At 58.2% G+C, this 18771-nt stretch carries 10 protein-coding genes and 1 pseudogene; 7 read left to right on the top strand and 4 right to left on the bottom strand.

What is annotated here, in order from left to right; translation table 11 throughout:
• Window positions 1-6: 6 nt before the first annotated feature.
• From ACP26O_RS28690 to ACP26O_RS28700, 3 genes are all read left to right on the top strand, one after another.
• The gene (locus ACP26O_RS28690; RefSeq protein ID WP_175662750.1) at window positions 7-4617 is read left to right on the top strand and encodes an RHS repeat-associated core domain-containing protein; all 4611 of its coding nucleotides are present in this window, start codon (window positions 7-9) and stop codon (window positions 4615-4617) included.
• Between the two features lie 43 nt (window positions 4618-4660).
• Window positions 4661-5203, top strand: coding sequence for an SMI1/KNR4 family protein (locus tag ACP26O_RS28695; RefSeq protein WP_175662749.1), 543 nt, complete (start codon window positions 4661-4663; stop codon window positions 5201-5203).
• Window positions 5204-5407: 204 nt separating this feature from the next.
• Window positions 5408-6898 (top strand): ISNCY family transposase, encoded by a 1491-nt coding sequence (locus tag ACP26O_RS28700; protein WP_175666727.1) that lies wholly within the window; start codon window positions 5408-5410, stop codon window positions 6896-6898.
• Between the two features lie 341 nt (window positions 6899-7239).
• Here ACP26O_RS28700 and ACP26O_RS28705 read toward each other — a convergent pair whose 3' ends face one another.
• Window positions 7240-8265 (bottom strand): IS110 family transposase, encoded by a 1026-nt coding sequence (locus tag ACP26O_RS28705; RefSeq protein WP_175663797.1) that lies wholly within the window; start codon window positions 8263-8265, stop codon window positions 7240-7242.
• A gap of 156 nt (window positions 8266-8421) precedes the next feature.
• On the opposite strand from ACP26O_RS28705, the pseudogene ACP26O_RS28710 reads away from it, so the two are divergent.
• Window positions 8422-8825, top strand: a pseudogene (locus ACP26O_RS28710) (helix-turn-helix domain-containing protein); the annotation flags it as partial.
• A gap of 129 nt (window positions 8826-8954) precedes the next feature.
• On the opposite strand, the gene ACP26O_RS28715 reads toward ACP26O_RS28710, so the two are convergent.
• Window positions 8955-10667 carry a YadA family autotransporter adhesin gene (locus ACP26O_RS28715; RefSeq protein ID WP_175663796.1) on the bottom strand — a complete coding sequence of 571 codons (1713 nt, stop codon included), beginning with the start codon at window positions 10665-10667 and terminating at the stop codon, window positions 8955-8957.
• Window positions 10668-12101: 1434 nt separating this feature from the next.
• On the opposite strand from ACP26O_RS28715, the gene ACP26O_RS28720 reads away from it, so the two are divergent.
• Window positions 12102-13799 (top strand): M4 family metallopeptidase, encoded by a 1698-nt coding sequence (locus ACP26O_RS28720; protein WP_175663795.1) that lies wholly within the window; start codon window positions 12102-12104, stop codon window positions 13797-13799.
• A 206-nt stretch (window positions 13800-14005) separates the two neighbouring features.
• On the opposite strand, the gene ACP26O_RS28725 is transcribed toward ACP26O_RS28720, so the two are convergent.
• A complete protein-coding gene (locus ACP26O_RS28725) occupies window positions 14006-14578 on the bottom strand; it encodes a YbhB/YbcL family Raf kinase inhibitor-like protein (protein WP_175663794.1) in 573 nt (190 codons plus the stop codon).
• A 736-nt stretch (window positions 14579-15314) separates the two neighbouring features.
• Between ACP26O_RS28725 and ACP26O_RS28730 the strand changes: the two genes are divergently transcribed.
• Window positions 15315-16472 carry an alkene reductase gene (locus ACP26O_RS28730; RefSeq protein ID WP_175663793.1) on the top strand — a complete coding sequence of 386 codons (1158 nt, stop codon included), beginning with the start codon at window positions 15315-15317 and terminating at the stop codon, window positions 16470-16472.
• A 66-nt stretch (window positions 16473-16538) separates the two neighbouring features.
• On the top strand, window positions 16539-17288 hold the full coding sequence (locus ACP26O_RS28735) for an SDR family NAD(P)-dependent oxidoreductase (protein WP_175659207.1): 750 nt from the start codon (window positions 16539-16541) through the stop codon (window positions 17286-17288).
• Window positions 17289-17586: 298 nt separating this feature from the next.
• Here ACP26O_RS28735 and ACP26O_RS28740 read toward each other — a convergent pair whose 3' ends face one another.
• Window positions 17587-18339 carry a hypothetical protein gene (locus ACP26O_RS28740; RefSeq protein WP_244101395.1) on the bottom strand — a complete coding sequence of 251 codons (753 nt, stop codon included), beginning with the start codon at window positions 18337-18339 and terminating at the stop codon, window positions 17587-17589.
• Window positions 18340-18771: the final 432 nt, after the last annotated feature.

Consider the following 18771-nt stretch of genomic DNA (forward strand, 5'->3'; position numbering starts at 1 on the left):
GGCGACGTGGGACTGCTGGCCGTCAAGCATCTTGATCCTGTCGTCGGTATCGACGTCCATTCGGTATTGGTCGCGCCGAGCCCGACGCCGGTGTTTCTGCCGCATCCGCACGTCGGGTTCATGCTGGATCTGCGCGAGTATGTCGAGGCGGCGAAGGGTGTCGTCGGCAGCATTGCGATGGCACTGGTTCAGGAGAAGGTGAGCACGTATCTCGAGGATCATCCGGACGTCGAGAAAGAGCTCGAAGATGCGGCCACGTTCGCGTCGGGAAAGCTCGCCGATATCCAGGACAACGCGATTGTCGCGGAGGGGCTGAAACTCGAGCAGCAAGCGGCGGCGTTTCAGAACGGCATCGGCAACATGATCGGCGCGGGCGCCGGCATGGGCGGTGCCGCAGGCAGGCCGATTTTTGTGAACGGGTTGATGCGGGCGACTGTCGGCACGCATTCCTTTCATGTGCCCGGGTTGCATTTTCCGCTCGGGGAGTCGTTTGCGCCGCCGCCCGCGCCGGATCCGGTTCCGTCGGACGATGCCGAGTCGTTCATGGGGAGCAGGACGGTGCTCGCCAACAACGATCCGATGTCGTTCATGGCACTCCCGGCGCTGAGCTGCTGGTCGGTCGGGATGGAACCACCGGGGCACAACAGCGCGCATACGGAGCGCACGGATCCGTCGATGCCGAGCTCGGTGATGCTGCCGATTCCGGCGGGAAGGCCGGTGATGGTGGGCGGGCCGCCGGTATTGAACATGGCTGCGGCGGCGAAGGGGTTGTTCAAGGCGTTTCGGGGATCGAAGTGGGCGCGGTCGCTGGCGGATAAGCTGCATTTGAAGTCGGGGTTCTTGCGGTGCAAGGTGTTGAAGGCGGAGCCGGTGGACGCACTTAGCGGCGAAGTCGTTGTGCACGGGAGTGATTTCACTGTTCCCGGCAGATTGCCGTTGGTCTGGGATCGCTGCTATGCCAGCCAAAACCCGTATTCCGGCTCAGCTGGCCTGGGCTGGCAGACGCCTGCAGATATTCGCCTTGAACTGATGTTGCATGAGGACAAGATATGTGCGGTGTTGCACTTTCCGGATCACACCACGGCGTTCGACGACATGCCGTTGGAAGAGTGCTGGTCTGCACGAACGTGTGACTGGCAACGCGGCTATGCGCTCTACCGTCGAGACGGGCAATTCGTTCTACGCACGAAAGACAGCATCGAGTATGGATTCGTACTTCCGGCGAAATGGCGAGATGCGGTCGCCGAGCTCGGCAACCACTCGTCGCTTACTTTGCGGGTCGACTCCATAGCAGACCTGAGCGGCAACGCATGGGAGTTTGTTCGAGATGAATACGGCAGATTGCAGCGCGTAGTTGAATGGAAGCTCGACGAGAAAACGATGCGGATGATCGTGTGCGACACAGACCAACAGTTGCAGGGTCGTCCGTTGAAAGCGCTAACCTTGATTGATTCCGACGGAAGCGCCTATCCACTCGTGAGGTACGAATACGACGACCGGCGTAACCTGATAGCGTCGATCGACGCTATGGCACACCCCCATCGCTTCGAATATGCAGCCCCCTACGGGATGGTGAGCCATACGACAGCTAGAGGCGTGTCGTTTCACTACAGCTACCAGAAAGGTAGCGATGGTGTGTGGCGTGTCGATCGCGCATGGGGAAAAGATGGTCTCCTCGACTATCGTTTTTTTTACGACCGAATGCGCCAGGAAACCCGAATTGTCGATTCGCTGAACCATATCACGACACTTCAGCTTAACGAACGTCACATGCCGATTATGGAAGTCGACGCGTTGGGCGGCATTACCAGCTATCGATATGATGAACGATGGCGCGCCAATGCGGAAACGAATCCAGCAGGGCAGACGATTTCCTGGAAGTGCGATCGCTATGGTAACGTCACGTCGCAAACTCTTCCGAACGGCACATCCATATACAGCAGATACAACGAGAATAATAAATTAATAAATTTAACTGCGCAACAAAATCAACAATGGATCTTCGTATGGGACGGGCGTGGAAATCTAATCGAGAAGCAAACGCCAGAAAATGCAAGATGGCAATATGCCTATGACGTCAGCGGCCAGCTTATAACCCACACCGGACCGCGAGGAGCTGTTACTCGTTTCGACTACGATCGTAATGGGAATCTGTCGAGCTATATCGATGCTGCCGGAAACGTAACCCGGTATATTCATGATGCACTCGGCAATCTACGTCAGACCATTAATGCGATCGGCCAAGTGAGTCATTACGACTACGATCGCAACGGAAATTTGACACGAGCAACCGAATCCGACAGTCAGGAAATTCAATGCGCCTACGATGCCGACGGCAATCTCGTCCGCTATTGCGACCCGGCTGGACATGTAACTCAAATAACATATTCCGCCCTTGGGCAAATCGAAAAGCGATTGGCTCCCGACGGGTCAAAATTGGAGTATCGATACGACTCCGAGGAGCAACTCGTAGGCGTATTCAACGAGCGTGGTCAATACTACGAACTTAGGCGAGATGCATTGGGTCGAATTATCGAGGAGATCGACTATTGGGGGCAATCAACTCGCTACGAATATGCGAATTCCGGCTGTCTAATTCACAGCATCGACCCGCTCGATCGCGCAATCACCTATCAAGTCGATGACCTCGGGCATATCGTACAGAAGCACGTGCAAGATCCGGCGGCGGAAGGCGGAATTCGTGTGGAGACATTCTCCTACGATAACATGGGCAATATGATTTGCGCAGAAAACCCGGTCAGCAGAATTGAACTGCACTATGACACGGCCGGTCGGGTCATCGAGGAAAGGCAGGGTAATGATTTTGTTATTCAAAATTCTTTCGATGTTGCCGGCAATCGAATAAAAAGAAAAACATTCCTAACCGCATTTCCAAAAACGATTGTCCATACCGTTGATTACGAATACGACGCAATGGACGCCGTTGTGAAAATAAAGATAGACGAAAATAAACCAATCGAATTTGTGCGAGATGCGCTTGGACAAATCTGTATGGAGAGTCTTGGCCCTGAACTGAAGCGGCAAACGGCCTATACCACAAGCGGGTTGCTTGCCAAACAAACAATCCTGGCGGGTACCGGAGCACTATTTGCCACAGAGTATTCCTATGACGCCAATGGCGAGATGATCGAGCGCCGGGATAGCAAGTTCGGATTCACCGGTTTTCAATATGATCCCGTCGGGAGGTTGACCGGTCAGATCGACCCGTCCGGCGAGGTCTATCGCTTTCTGTCTGGTCCGCTATGGAAGGGGCGGGACATCGATGTCAGAAATGTATCTCCGATGTCAGGTACGTACCTTGGAACAACGTCACATAGTCTTGAAGCCGAGCATAACGGATGTCGCTACATATTTGACCAAGCAGGCAACCTGACTTTCAAACAGGATGCTCAACGCTGCCTAATGCTCAAATGGGACGGTGATTGTCAATTGATTGAGACACACACGACGCAAATCGAGTTATCAGACGGCGGGGCGTCGTACAACCAGTCGAATACTCGCACGCAGTACACGTACGACGCATTTCACAGAAGAGTAAAAAAGACCTCGCAAGCAACATGCGCAACGGAGCGACATTCTGATCTTGTTTCTCACAAAACTAGCTACTACTTCTGGGATGGCGAAACACTGGTTTCCGAGGTCAATATACCCACTGCGTCACCTCGTCGGCCTGATAGTACCGATTACGATGCCTGCGAGTGGGTTTACTATCCGGGAACCTTCAGGCCATTCGCATGCATTCAGCACAAACCCACCGCAGCGGATTCCTCAAAATTTTATCGACCTGATAATGGTGAATATGACTCAGCATCGGATGTATATTTTTTTTACAACGATCCAAACGGGGCACCAGTTCGCGTTATTGGCAAAATTGGAGCCATTGAGTGGGAAGCTGAAATATCTGGGTGGGAGGCCGTCAAATCAATTCAGTCGAAAAAGAAATTTCAGCAGCCCCTCCGACTTCAAGGACAGTACCACGATTGCGAAACGGATTTATATTATACAAGACACCGATATTACGATCCGGATGTCGGAAGATTTATATCGCAAGATCCGATAAAACTGCTAGGCGGGATTGATCTTTATCGATATGGACTGAATCCGTTCACCTGGATCGATCCGCTCGGCCTGCTGGTTACCTACCTGCCGCTGGATAGATTGGGGAGGCCAACGGGAGTCGACCTGGATCTGACCGTCAACGACCTGCGACCGACTGGCACATCGCCGCCGACCTTCGACCCGCCTGGATGGGTCGGTGGTACGCATCCGGACCACCAACAGAGAAGCCATCTTGCTGCGGATTCGCTGGGAGGATCCGGCAGCAGACGTGAAAACCTTGTAACGTTGAGCGATGGAACAAACAATCCTGGCATGAGCAAGCTCGAAGGCGACGTTCGTCGATATCTCAGAGCAAATCGCAGTAGTCGCGTACATATGGAGGTACGAGCCATTTATGATCGCCGCGGGAGAAGTCGAATCCCGCGTGCCATTACGATGTCTGCAGTAGACACAAATACAGGGCATGTCATTTTTTCTGCGCAATCGGTTTTGAATGGGCGCAGACAAAATACAAAGTGTAGAAATCTAGGATGTTAGGTCATCAACGACATGAAATCTCTCATGAATAGGACACTCTCCCATGAAAAATTTTATTGAAAAAATTGGATCATCAGAAAATATATCTTCAAATGTCGATCCCATTTTCGCGGAAAAAGCAAGTGTTGTTAATGGTTTTGCTCTGCCATCATCGTATAAAAAGTTCATCGATACATTAGGGTTTGGACGAGTCCTGGGAATTCTGATGATTTATGTCCCGATTGAAGATCATGCGTTTTCTTTGTTCTCGCAAGGAGAGCGCGTGAGTGGTTTTCTTCGTCAGGCCGTCGAGGAGGAATATATGGAATACGAGCCGGATGGCTCGGAGGAGACGGTTAGGAATCTCTACCCGTTTGGAGAAAGCGAAAACGGAGAGTATTTCTGCTGGTCGCTGAAAGAAATGGAAAGCAGACCGGAGCTTGTCGAGTACAAGATTTATTGTGTCGGGGCGCGCATGAGCTGCGTGCGCTATGCCGCCAACAATCTTGATGAATTGCTTGCGCGGCTGTGCTCGCAGGATGTCAAGCAAATCCTGGGGCCGGGATATTCCCCCTTGAATCCTACATTCGAGCCATTGCACGTCTGAGACTATGCCTGAGACGGTGGGATAGAACGTCCACCGATCAGTGGAGGCCTGAGGCGGTCAATTTCGTACTTTACATAACGTGAATTATCACCCGATTGGGTTGTAATGGCTAGATTGAAATGTCCGCTTTTGGCTACATAGAAATGTCCGCTTTCGTGCCGCGTAAGCTGAACGGCCGCCGGGTGTCCGGCGCCGGAGGCTGCGATGGCTGCAACGGAGCGGATCACGATGACGATGCGCGAGTTGGACCGATTCAAGGTCATTCAGGACGTGGCGGACGGCAAGCTCAAGCCATGGCGTGCGGCAGAACGGCTGGAATTGACGACGCGGCAAGTTCGCCGGCTGGTCGCCCGGCTGCGTGAGCACGGTCCGGCAGGTTTGGTGTCGGGACACCGATCGAAGCCCGGCAACCGTCGCCTGGACCCAGGAGCCGCCGACCGGGCGCTCTCGATCATCCGCGACCGCTACGCCGATTTTGGCCCGACGCTGGCCTGCGAGAAGCTATGGGAATGTCATGGCATTCGGCTGGCCAAGGAGACGGTCAGGAAGCTGATGACGGACGCCGGCTTGTGGGTTCCGCGCCGGCAACGACCGCCGAAGATCTACCAGCCGCGAGCGCGCCGGGCATGCCTGGGCGAACTGATCCAGATCGACGGCAGCGACCATCGATGGTTCGAGGAGCGTGCGCCGGCGTGTACGCTGCTGGTGTATGTGGACGACGCGACGAGCCGGTTGATGATGCTGCACTTCACGCAGACCGAATCGACCTTCAGCTACTTCGAAGCGACGCGAGCGTACATCGAGCGGCACGGCAAACCTGGGGCGTTCTACAGCGACAAGGCCAGCGTGTTTCGCAACGTGAAGCCGGGCAAGACCGGCAATCGCGTGACGCCGTTTGGCCGGGCGATGTACGAGCTGAACATCGACACGTTCTGCGCGAACAGCAGCTCGGCCAAGGGGCGCGTGGAGCGAGCGCACCTGACGTTGCAGGATCGATTGGTCAAGGAGATGCGATTGCGCGGGATCAACACGGTGGCCGACGCCAACGCTTACGCGCCCTCCTTCATGGCCGCCTACAACGCACGCTTCGCGAAGCCGCCGAAGAGCGACTTCGATGCGCATCGGCCGCTGCGGGCCGACGAGAATCTGGACTTGGTGCTGACGTGGCGCGAGCCGCGAAAGGTAACGAAGTCGCTCACGGTGCAGTACGACCGGGTGATGTATTTGCTGGATGACACGCCGGCCAACCGGAAGCTGATCGACCGCCAGATCGAGGTATGGGAGTACCCGGATGGGCGGATCGAAATCCGGGCTGATGATCGTGTGTTGCCGTACCGGCAATACGATCGCCTGGCTGAAATCGATCAAGGTGCCGTCGTTGAGCACAAGCGTTTGAGCCATGTGCTGCAGGTCGCGCAAGCGCTTCAGGCGCAACGCGATAACAGTCGCATTGGTAAAGCTCCGTCACGCACCCATCGAGGCGACTCAACCCGGACCGACCGAAACGAGCCCCAAGCGGGCAAGAAGAAGCAACGCGAGATCACGCAGGCCGACGTCGAGCATGTGATCGTGGATCTGGCGCAACGTCGGCAGACCGCAAAGCCGCCAAACAAACCGGGCCGTCGGTCTGCAAAAGCTGGGGAAACAAGCGTGAGCGCCCTGCCCGTTCAGGCGCCGACCTTCGACACTGCGTAACGGTCAAAACGAGGAAACAGAAGTAGCAAAACCAACCTTAAAACCGGACATTTTTAAATGGCTGGAAGGTGGACATCTGAATCCGGGTATGACAAATTTGTAAGAGCAAAGTTGTAATCTATGGCCAGCCCGAATTTTGCAACCCCTGGTTCTGACGTCCTCATGGCTTGCGCAAATCTATCCGGAATCGTTGTTCCGCGATGAAAATCGCACCGGTCGATCCTCATAATGTCGGCAGCTGCTGTGAGCTGTACAACTTGTCAGGTTCTTCGTCCGGTCGCTGTGCCGTTGGATCATCAAATTGCCAGCAGTCGCAAAACCTTGTTGGGTGAAACGGCGAATCAGTCCGCGAGCTTCAAGCGCGCGGGATCGTATGTGGTGTGTCTGGTCAGTACCGCCCAGGCGATGCGCGCGAGCTTGTTCGCGACGGCACACGCGACCACGTTTGAGTGCCGGCGAGTCAGCATCGAGCGAATCCATTCCCCGAGCCTGTCCGTACGTTTTTCCACGCGCTGGATAACCGCTCGGGCGCCTTGCACAAGCAAGTGTCGCAGATGCTTGTCGCCTCGTTTGCTGATGCCGCACAGGACACTTCGTCCGCCGGTGCTGTGCTGACGTGGCACCAACCCGATCGAAGCCGCGAAGTTCCGGCTGCCCTCGAACTGGGCGACGTTGCCGACTTCCGACGCGAGAAGGCTTGCCGTGATGGTGCCGATGCCGGGGATGGACAGTAACCGGGCCGCGTTCTCGTCTTCGCGAAGCTGTACCGTCCGATCCCGCTCGAGATCATCAACCTGCTGATCCAGGTAACGATAGTGAGCATGGAGTCGGTGGACAAGCTGGATCAGCCGCGGTGGCAGATCGTGTACTGCAAGCACATCGGGCAGCCGGCGTAGTGTGGCCTTCGACAGAGGAACGACGATGCCGAACTCGAGCAGGATTCCGTGAATCCGGTTGATGGTGGCCGTGCGCTCTGCTACCAGTCCCTCACGCGCACGATGCATGGCGGCTAGAAGTTGTTGCGCCTCCGTTCGAGGCTCGACGAAGCGCATCGAGGGTCGGCACGCTGCTTCGCAGATCGCTTCGGCATCGATGTAGTCGTTCTTGTTGCTCTTCACGAAAGGCCGCACGTATTGAGCTGAAATCAGCTTCGCTTCGTGCCCCATCGCATTGAGCTTGCGTGCGAGCCAGTGCGAACCCGCACAAGCCTCCATGACGATGGTAACCGCCTTGAGATTGCTGAAGAACGGGAGCAACTGTACGCGCGAGAGCTTCTTGCGAAACACCTCGTGTCCCTTGGCATCTTGTGCGTGCAGATGGAAGACATGCTTGCGCAGATCGATGCCGATCAGCGTGATCTCGTTCATGGCGCTCTCCTCTACTTCGGACCGAATTGCCTATCGTAGAACGGTCGCGGGGATCGGGCTGGCCATTTCATTATGTCGGATCTGGGCAAAGTTGAAATGTCGTAGTCCGAGGGTTTCGGCGCATGCTGGCGGCGGTTCGAACTGCCGGAGGCTGCGATGGCTGCAACGGAGCGGATCACGATGACGATGCGCGAGCTGGACCGATTCAAGGTCATTCAGGACGTGGCGGACGGCAAGCTCAAGCCATGGCGTGCGGCAGAACGGCTGGAATTGACGACGCGGCAAGTTCGCCGGCTGGTCGCCCGGCTGCGTGAGCACGGCCCGGCAGGTTTGGTGCCAGGATACCGATCGAAGCCCGGCAACCGCGCCTGGACCCAGGAGCCGCCGACCGGGTGCTCTCGATCATCCGCGACCGCTACGCCGATTTCGGGTCGACGCTGGCCTGCGAGAAGCTCCGGGAGTGTCACGGCATTCGACTGGCCAAGGAGACAGTCAGGAAGCTGATGACACACGCTGGTTTATGGATTCCGCGCCGGCAACGTCCGGAAGCCCAGCCTCGCTGTATCACGATCGGAATTGCCGACCTCTATTCGTCGATGCCCGCTGCAGCAAGTACACCACAGCGGGCTGTGCGACTGACTACCTGGACTAACTACCTAACCTAAGCAGTTAGCAGTAAAGACCGAGCCTTACCAAACATACCCGGCGCTACCCCCAACAGCCACCGTACCGCGGGTGTTTGTCGAGCCACCGCCTTTGAAAATCCAGCTACCGCCAGGCAGATAAGTCGACACGCCGACAGCGAAACCCGTCTGACCAGCGTAATTGCCGACCGCCACGCCGACGACCGACTTACCGGGCGCGGGTGCTTGCGGGAGCATCGACAGCGCGACGGCCGAAGCCGAACCGGCGTTCGAATCCTTGCGATACTTTTGGAGGTCGTCCCGAACGCTGTTAACTGCGCTGTTGAACTGGCGTACGTTCACGGCATCGGTCGGAGCCGTACCGTCCGCAACGTTGGTAATCTGACGCTCAGCACCCGGCGCACCAACCGAAACCGTGTTGTCCCGGTCTGCGATTGAATTCGCACCCAGGGCAACCGAATTGTTCGCGGTCACTCGGGAGTTCGCGCCAATTGCAGTTCCATTCGTGCCCGTGACGTTCGAACCATCACCGATTGCGGTTCCGTTCGTGCCGGTGACCTTGGAACCCGAGCCGATGGCTGTTGCACGATCAGCCGTAACAGTCGAGTTGGTTCCGATTGCCGTGCCGTCTTGACCCGAAACGTTTGCGCCATTGCCCACAGCGGTCCCGTTGGGGACCGACACGAGCGAATTGTGACCTACCGCGGTGCCGGTTTGGTCTGCAACCGTGCCGTTCGAACCGGACGTGGAAATTGTGTCGACCTTCGCTGTGAGAGACGTAAGGTTATTCGAGAGAACAGAAACTTGACTTGCCACAGCGAAAAGCTGCGAGCCGTTGACCGCGTCCGTACTCGTTGCGCTGATTTCACCGGCGGCGACATTCACGATCTGGCGCTCGGCGCCTGCGCTGCCCACGCTCACCACGCCGACGGGTGTGCCCGCGAAGCCGCTGTAGTTGACGCCGTTCAGCGTCGCGCTGCTGACCGTGGTAAACGCGCGCGTCACTGCGCCGGAGCCCAATGCCACGGAATTTGCATCGGCTGCCGAAGCATTTTCGCCAATCGCGATCGCGTTCTGGGCAGTGGCCTGTGCGCGGGAAATTGAAACGCTACCGATCCCGGATGCGACAGAATCCACACCGATTGCGGTCGCGTCAGACGCGTTCGCGCTCGCCTGAAAACCCACCGCCGTTCCGCCAGCGGCTGAACTATTAGTACCGACTGCCGTTGAGAACTCCGAAGTAGTATGTGCCAGCGCACCAATCGCAGTCGAGTCGCCATTCGCTGCGCTCGACCCGCCGCCGTACGCCACTGCTCTGGTGCCGTTTGCCACCGAATTAGCGCCGACCGCCGTCGCGTTCCGGCCATTTGCCGTAACCGTATCGCCCAATGCCGTTGCCGCCCCGCCCTGCGCCGACACAAAGACGCCGACTGCAGTGTTCTGGCTCGAACCATCGGCACCGGCAACTGCGGGATACGTTCCCCCCGTGGTCGCCGGGGGTGCCGCCGCAGCACCGCCGATCGTCTCGTTGATACCACCGTTCTGGCCACCGACTGCGAGGTTATCTGCGTATGCCCGCCCCACAGGCAGCAGCATCAGCGCCGTTACCGCCGCCAGCGAAACCCGCAATTTGAGCGGGATGCCAGCCGCCGTCATATTCGCTTTCCCCGACTCGCCGTGTACGCCGCGCGTCTCGGCTGCCTTTGCTAGCACACCTAATCCTCGATTCGAGGCCACCCTGTATTGACTCTTGTTCATTGCGCTTTCCGTTCTGACTTCCCTAGTGGACAAAAGGGAATTTTCCTTTTGCTCTCTTCGTAGCCGCGCCTCAGACAAGCTCGCGCACCGCCCCTCGGATATGCAGCGTCCGCCGCATTTTTTACCGCTACGATCAAAGCCCCTGCCTTACCGGCACCCCGTGTGACGGGTGGAAATCCCGTGTAAGGTCTGCGGAATTATGGGAAACGCCTCTCGCCCCTATGTTTGCCAAATAGGTGAATTTGTTTGCCGCGGGGGAATTCTTTATTTATTGGTCAGTGACCTGGTCTGGTTAGAAATGTCCACTTCCGTGCCGCGTAAGCTGACGGGCCGCCGGGTGTCCCGCGCCGGAGGCTGCGATGGCTGCAACGGAGCGGATCACGATGACGATGCGCGAGCTGGACAGGTTCAAGGTCACTCAGGACGTGGCGGCCGGCAAGCTCAAGCCATCGCGTGCGGCGGAACGACTGGAATTGACGACGCGGCAGGTTCGTCGACTAGTCTCCCGATTGCGTGAACATGGTCCGACAGGCCGGGACCCCGATCGAAACCCGGCAACCGTCGCCTGGACCCACGACCCTCCGACCAGGCGCTCTCGATCATCCGCGATCGCTACGCCGATTTCGGCCCGACGTCGGCCTGCGAGAAGCTGTGGCAATGCCACGGCTTCCGGTCGGCCAAGGAGCAGACTCGGACGAGCGGTCCGAGGCACGCTGACGAACGTAAGCGCCCTGCCGCTCCCGGCTTGTTCCTTCAACGCTGCACGACGGAACGACCGATGAGACATGCGACATCTGTATTTAGCTGGCGCTACGAGATCTGGATCCGGGCATGACACGATAAAAAACAGCGTCCGCTCACGCCTGAAACCATTTAAATTATTTACAAATAGAAGTCAATAGACTTCGCTGCAAATCATCTTAGTTTGATTACATTTCCGCTGCGCAGCGAAAGCCAAATAATCTGAAACTCAAGCAGATAACAATCCAGATCATTGCTAGAAAATATGAAAACCAATGGAATGGAGTCCGCTTTTTCGATTAAATTCATAATCGACATAATTGTTTGTAATTTCGCGTAGCCAGTTTTATCTTCTCGTGCCGGTGACCACACGTTGCTGAGCGCCGCCGGGCAGCATGACTGGGTGCGCACGTCGCAGCAATTCGCCCTCGGGCATCGCAACATTCTCAAATCACGCTGCGTCGATGCAACTTCATCGACACGTCTGGAGCGGCCAATCGAATCATTTCATATTCCTCACCAAATCATGACTTGATTAACGACTCCGACATGAAAAATTAATCTATCTGAAAATATCTTGTAATTATAAAAACGACCTCCTAGCATGCCTCTGCGGTTCGCGACATGTCTTATATCAACGTCTTCACTGGATTCATTCCTCGAACATTACCCATTCATAATCTGGGGGATTACATGAAGAAATTGTCTCGTCTGCTGCCCATCGCCGCGATTACCATCGCAAGTCTCAGCGCCTTTGCCCAGGCCGGCGACCCGTCGGCCACGGTCGACAAGGCGCTGCAACTGATCCAGCAGAATCCGTCCGCCTTCAGTCTGGCTACCGGCGGCACAGCACGCACGTTGAAGTTCGCGGGGCCGCAGGCAAGCGCGCCGACGGACGGAGATCAGTTCCAGGTACGCGACGTGATCGTCGATCCCGATGGCACCGAGCACGTGCGCTTTGACCGCTTCCATGCGGGCCTGCCGGTGATAGGCGGTGACGTCGTCGTCCATTCGAACCGAGGGCAGTTGAAGCAGGCGAGCCAGACGCAGCTCGCACCGATCAATCTCGCCGGCACGATCGGCAAGGTCGGAAACCGCTCCGTGGTACGCAACGCGCCCGACATAGGCGCGGCCAGGGCCAAGCACATCGCGGCCGCGCGTTTCGACTCGAACGTGCGTCGCGTCGATGACGCGGAGCTCGTCGTGTTCGCACGCGACGTCGCGCCGACACTGGCCTACGCGGTGCGCGTATACGGCAAGGCGACCGATGCGCACGGCGATGCCGTGCTGTACTACATCGATGCGCGCACCGGCACCGTGCTCGACGCCCAAGACCTGATCAAGACCGCCGCCGCGACCGGCACCGGCCGCTCGCTGTACTACGGCAACCTGGCGCTCACGACGGACCAGACCGGCACGAACGCTTACCGGATGCTCGATCCGAGCCGCGGCGGCGGCTCGGTCTACGATGGCCGCGGCCTGAGCTCGGACGACGTCGAGCAAGCAACCGACCTGCCGATCTTCACGAGCAGCACGAACGTGTGGGGCAACAACACGACGACCGACCGGCAGACGGTCGCCGCGGACATCGACTACGGGCTCGCGTTGACTTGGGACTACTACAGGACGACGCACAACCGCAACGGCATCTTCAACGACGGCCGCGGCGTGAGGAGCTACGCTCACGTCGTATTCAACACGGGCAGCGGCACGACCGGCGCGAACGCGGCATGGCTGTCGTCGCGCGTGATGGTGTACGGCGACGGCGATCCAGGCACCCGCCTGCCGAAACCTGTCGTTTCGGTCGACGTCGCCGGGCACGAGATGAGTCACGGCGTGACCGAGGCCACTGCCAACCTGAACTATTCGGGCGACGCGGGCGGCCTGAACGAATCGACGTCCGACATTTTCGGCACGCTCGTGAAGTTCTACGCGAACAACCCGAACGATCCTGGCAATTACGTGATCGGTGCGCGCGTGACGAGCGGCGGCCTGCGCAAGATGTACAAGCAGGATCTCGACGGCCGGTCGTTCAGCTGCTACCCGTCCGGTGGCTTCTCGTGGTCGAATCCGCGCCACGATCCGCATTTCACGTCGGGTGTCGGCAACCGCTTCTTCTACCTGCTGTCGGAAGGCCCGGCGGTACCGTCGACCGATACCGGCCTGTCGAGGACGCAGTTGGTGTGCAACGGCGACACGACCTTCAGTGGCCTGGGCCGAGAGAAAGCCGGCAAGATCTGGTACCGGACACTGACCGTGTACCTGAACGCCAACTCGAGCTACCCGAACGCACGGCGTGCGTCGATCCAGGCAACGAACGACCTGTATGGCGCGAACTCGGTTGAAAGCGCAACGGTCGCGCGTGCCTGGAGTGCGGTCGGGGTGAATTGACCGTGCGTGTGTGCGAGCGTTGAACGCCCGGAGATCGTGGTGGTATGTCGCTTCGAGGTCACGCGTCGCCCGGGCGAATGACGGGCAGGTATCGCTCGACTGCCTGCACTTGCAGGCGGTCGAGCGGCCGACAATGCTTTCTTGCCGCGGGGACGATGCTCCCAGGTCGAGTGTCGATCAGATATGCGCTCGACCGGCGCTGACAGTCAATTCAGCGATCGGTGGTAGGTCGCGATATATCGTGCCTGCCCAAGGATGTTTCCATGCATCTGATATGCAACGACCGCCGGACTCGATGTCGATTTCACGTCGACACTCGGGATGGACAGCGCAGACACCGTCACGACATATCGATGCGACTCACCTTTCGGCGGGCATGGCCCGCCGTACTTGGATTCGCCAAAATCCGTCAGCGTCTCGAGCGCACCCGTCGGCATTCGTCCCACATCTCCTGACGCACCCTTCTGAATCGACGTTTCCGAAGGCGGAATATTGACGACTTCCCAATGCGTCCATCCGAGCCCTCCAGTCGGGGCATCAGGATCGTACATGGTGACGACGATGCTTCTTGTTCCAGGCGGAACGTGCGCCCACGAGACTTGAGGCGAGACGTTATCGCCACGACATCCAAAGCCGTTGTAGACCTGCGCGTTCGCAAACTGACCATGGTCGAGGCCGTCAACCTTGACAGTAAGCGGATCGGCAAAAGCCACTGCTGGCACGACTGTGAAAAGTATCGTGGAGCAAATCCTCGATCGCAGAAAGAGACCAAATCGCATGACGCGCTCCTAAGACAGGTTCAGTGTGACGTTTCGTACGACCGGATCGACATACTCGAGATACAGCGTATGTAACGATCATCGACGCGGATTCTAGACTCGAGCTGCAAACATAAGTAGCACCACGGACGTTCTCACCATATTGCTCGGGCGACAACAATCCGCGACGTACAGGAATGTGGATTCACGTCGAGACGAATACAACGACAACCAGATTCGCCCCGATAGTGACGCGCTGAGTCGCGTCGCAACTCCGCTTGATCGGGCCGTTGGTGCATTTCGCGCACGAATGTATTGCCCCGTGACTCCATCGACCATGAAACGGTCGCACTCGATAATGGTCACCAGCAACGATCAACCGGGCGCGCAGACTTCCGCGCTCGACACGCGACCTTTTCGCGGCTGGATCACTGACTGCTAATGAAACCCGACATGTCGAAACCCCGTGAAGGTCAGCGCGTGACTAAACCATGTGGCACCCGACGCGCTGTGTCCCGACCGGATTGTGGTGTTCTCCAAGGTCGGCTGCCCTTACTGCGAAGGCGAAAACAATTGCTGTTTGACCGCGAGATGGATTACGTCGACATACCACTCGATCACAAAATCCGCGGAAAAGTACTGAGCGCGGTATCGGGCAGCATGACCCGCCGCACGTGTTCATCAACGGCCGGTACATCGGCGGAACCGAAGCACTCGAACCATACCTGCAGGGCCAAGTTGCCATACAAGGACAAACATGACTCAACTTTTCAAGCCGTTCGATCTCAACGACATTCCGCTCGCGAATCGCATCGTCATGGCGCCAATGACTCGATCCCGTGCGGCAAACAATATTGCCGATGAACGCACCGCCCTCTATTACGCACAACGCGCGACCGCTGGCCTCATCGTGACCGAAGGAAGCCCTATCTCCCGCGAGGGCCAGGGCTATCTCTTCAATCCGAGCATCTATTCAGACGAACAGGTAGCCGGGTGGAGGTTAACCACGGACTCGGTTCATGCCGTCGGCGGCAAGATTTTCGCGCAACTGTGGCACGTGGGTCGTGTATCGCACACCAGCCTCCAGCCTGATGGTGGTGCGCCACGCAGCGCCACGTCACGGCTTGCAAAAGACTCGATCGTGTTTGCCTATGACGAGAATGGGAAGCCGGGGTTCGTCCCGACGTCAACGCCGTCCGCATTGTCGACGATGGAGGTCGAGCGCGTGGTCGAGGACTTCGTTTCCGCTGCGGCCAACGCCATCGGGGCCGGATTCGACGGCGTGGAAATCCACGCGGCAAACGGATATCTGTTCGAGCAGTTTCTGAATCCGCTGGTCAACGATCGCACTGACCGCTATTCAGCGACGACGCGCGAAAATCAGTTGCGCTTCGCGCTGGAAGTCGTTGACGGCATCGCCGAGCGTATCGGCGCCGGCAAGATAGGCATCCGGATTTCACCGTATGGGCAGCTATTCGATATGCCGCACTACCCGGGCATTCTCGATACCTATGGCTCGCTTGCGTTCGAGCTCGGCATGCGGCGCATCGCATACGTCCACGTCATGGATCAGTCGAACGTCTCGGTGGCGCCCAAAGACGACACCGCGTCGGACGATCGCACGATCGAACTGCTGTCCCGCATCAAGCGCGAGGCAGACAACACGCCGATCATCCTCGCAGGAGGGATGACGATCAACCGTGCGCAGGCACTTCTCGATGATGGTCTGATCGATCTCGCTGCATTCGGACAGCCATTCATCGCCAATCCGGATCTCGTGCACCGACTCAAAACCGGATTGCCGCTCGCTACCGCCGATCGAGCAACGTATTACGGTGGCGGCCTGAAGGGCTATGTCGATTACCCGCCGTTCGGTGCGCAATTTGCAGCGGAACCGCTCGAAAACGTCACGTGAACAACGCTGCTGTTCGAACGCCGTCCAAACCAACTTTGTGATGCACCCACTCTGACCCACTACATCATGAACACGCTTGCAGGAAAGGTTGCAGTCGTCACCGGCGCAAATAGCGGTATCGGATTTGCTATAGCCTCACGTTTCACCGAAGAGGGAGCCAGGGTCGTTATCGTCGGACGCCGAGCTAGCGCCGTGGACGACGCGGTTGCACGACTCGGTGAGAATGCCACGGGTGTTACCGGTGACCTCTCCGACCTCACGACACACGAACGTGTTGCGTCACTCGTTGCCGAGCGCTTCGGCAAGGCCGATATCTACGTAGCGAATGCCGGTATGAACGTGATCACGCCATCTGATCAAGTCTCGGTTGAAGAATATGACAGACAGTTTGCAACCAATACCAGGGCAGCCTTTTTTGGTGTGCAGAAGATTGCACCACTACTTAACAACAACGGTTCAATCGTGCTGATCAGCTCGATCGCGAGCAGCAAGGTGCTGGACGGGCATGCCGTCTATGCGGGAAGCAAGGCGGCGCTCGAAGCTTTCGCCCGTAACTGGGCTCTGGAGTTCAAGGAACGTCGCATCCGCGTGAATGTCATCAGTCCCGGTCCGACGGACACCCCGATCCTCGGCAAGCTTGGCATTACGGCAACGGATCGCCCTGCTTTCGAAGCCGTCATGGCGGGCGCTATTCCGTTTGGCCGACTCGGGCGCGCAGAAGAAATTGCCAATGCCGCGCTGTTCCTCGCAGGAGACGAAGGCAGCTTCATTACCGGCGTCAACCTGCGAGTTGACGGGGGAATTTCACTCGTCTGATGCCAAGGCCGGTCTGGATGAATACCGCTGACATTGAGCCATCTCTTCGCCATTGTCTAGGACAACGAAGTGAGTGCAACACGATCCCTCGAGTACATGCGAGCGCCGGCCCGGCAACGCTAGCTGCGTGCCGGGCAGTAGCGCCCATTCACTGCGTGCAGCCGGCCGCGCGAGGCCAGCCATTCGAACGACCACCGCGCTGCCGGTGCCAAGCGAATACGCCACCAGCACGCTGCGCTTGCCGCGATAACGCTCGACGAGAGCGCAAATGTTCTGCACTCGAATCGACGCGTCCCGCTCAGGCCGGCAGCACGAGTAGCGTGTTGCCGGCCTGCTGGTTCCAGTTGTCGAGCGCCTGCAGATAATCGCCCGCCGGATTCACCTTGAACGCGAGCTTCGCGGACGCCACCGTCACCACGCCCGCCTCCGACAGATTGAAGCCCCACTCCACGCCGCCCAGATAAGCGCTGTGCTGCACATCCACCGCGATCGTCACGAGCCGGACCTGCACCAGCTCGCCGACGCGCGCCGCCATGTGCCGGGGCGTATCGACGATCCATGCGCGCTGATAGCCCTTGCCGCGTCGCGAGCCCGCGCCTGACAAGGTCTGGACGCCGCTCTGCTTGATCCAGTCGCGTAACTGCGGCGTGATGTTCGGCGTCAGATCGCGGATGGGCCGGGGCGCGCCCAGATCATTGGTGCCGTACCAGGGCGACACACTGTTGGAATCGAGCGACCAGCCATTCGCCGCGCGCTCCCGTTCGCGATCGTTGATCCATTGTCCCTGCGGCCGGATCAACTGGACCAGCCGCACGTTGTCGCTGTCCCGGTCCGCGCGGAACCAGAGCGCCGTATCGACGCCCACGTTGACGCGCCCGCCCACGGGTTCGTCCGGGCTCGAGTTGTAAGGGGCATACACGGCGAACTCGAATTCTCCGCCCGAGGTGGAAATTGTCGTCATCGATTTCTCCTGGATGAATTGAGCCTGCACTGAGTTGGACGTGAGCGCGCCGCGCGCGTGAATGGCGTTGTTGGATAAATTTGGTGGCACGCGGTGAGGTTTGCGCTCGACCGCCGATTGGGCGCCCCGCTCAACAATTCGGGTTCAGGTGAGTCGTCGGGCTGCGCTTCGCAGTTGTCGCCCTTCCCTTGAATTCGTCGTGCTGCGACGAAACGGGCGAGGACCGGCGACGTGTCAAGAAGGCAGCGGGGTATGGAGCGCCGCGACGGACGCGGCAGAATCGGCGCAGCTACGGTCACGAGAGGTGGACGAAGAACGAGGGGGAACGATGGTGTCGGCAGCGCCAATTGCTCGACGAGGCACAACGCCCCGCGCGGCAAGCGCGCTATCCGAGCGGAACGCTGACGGTATGCCGCGCGGCTGGCGCGGATTGGCACGCGGTGCGGGTCGTATCGCAAGTCGCGCGAGTTCGTGTGGATCTTCCGCTGCGCGATCTTCCAGTGCCAGACGCGGTCCCAAGAG

Origin of the sequence: Burkholderia sp. R-40, assembly GCF_049942845.1 — a bacterium.
Lineage (GTDB): Bacteria > Pseudomonadota > Gammaproteobacteria > Burkholderiales > Burkholderiaceae > Burkholderia > Burkholderia ambifaria.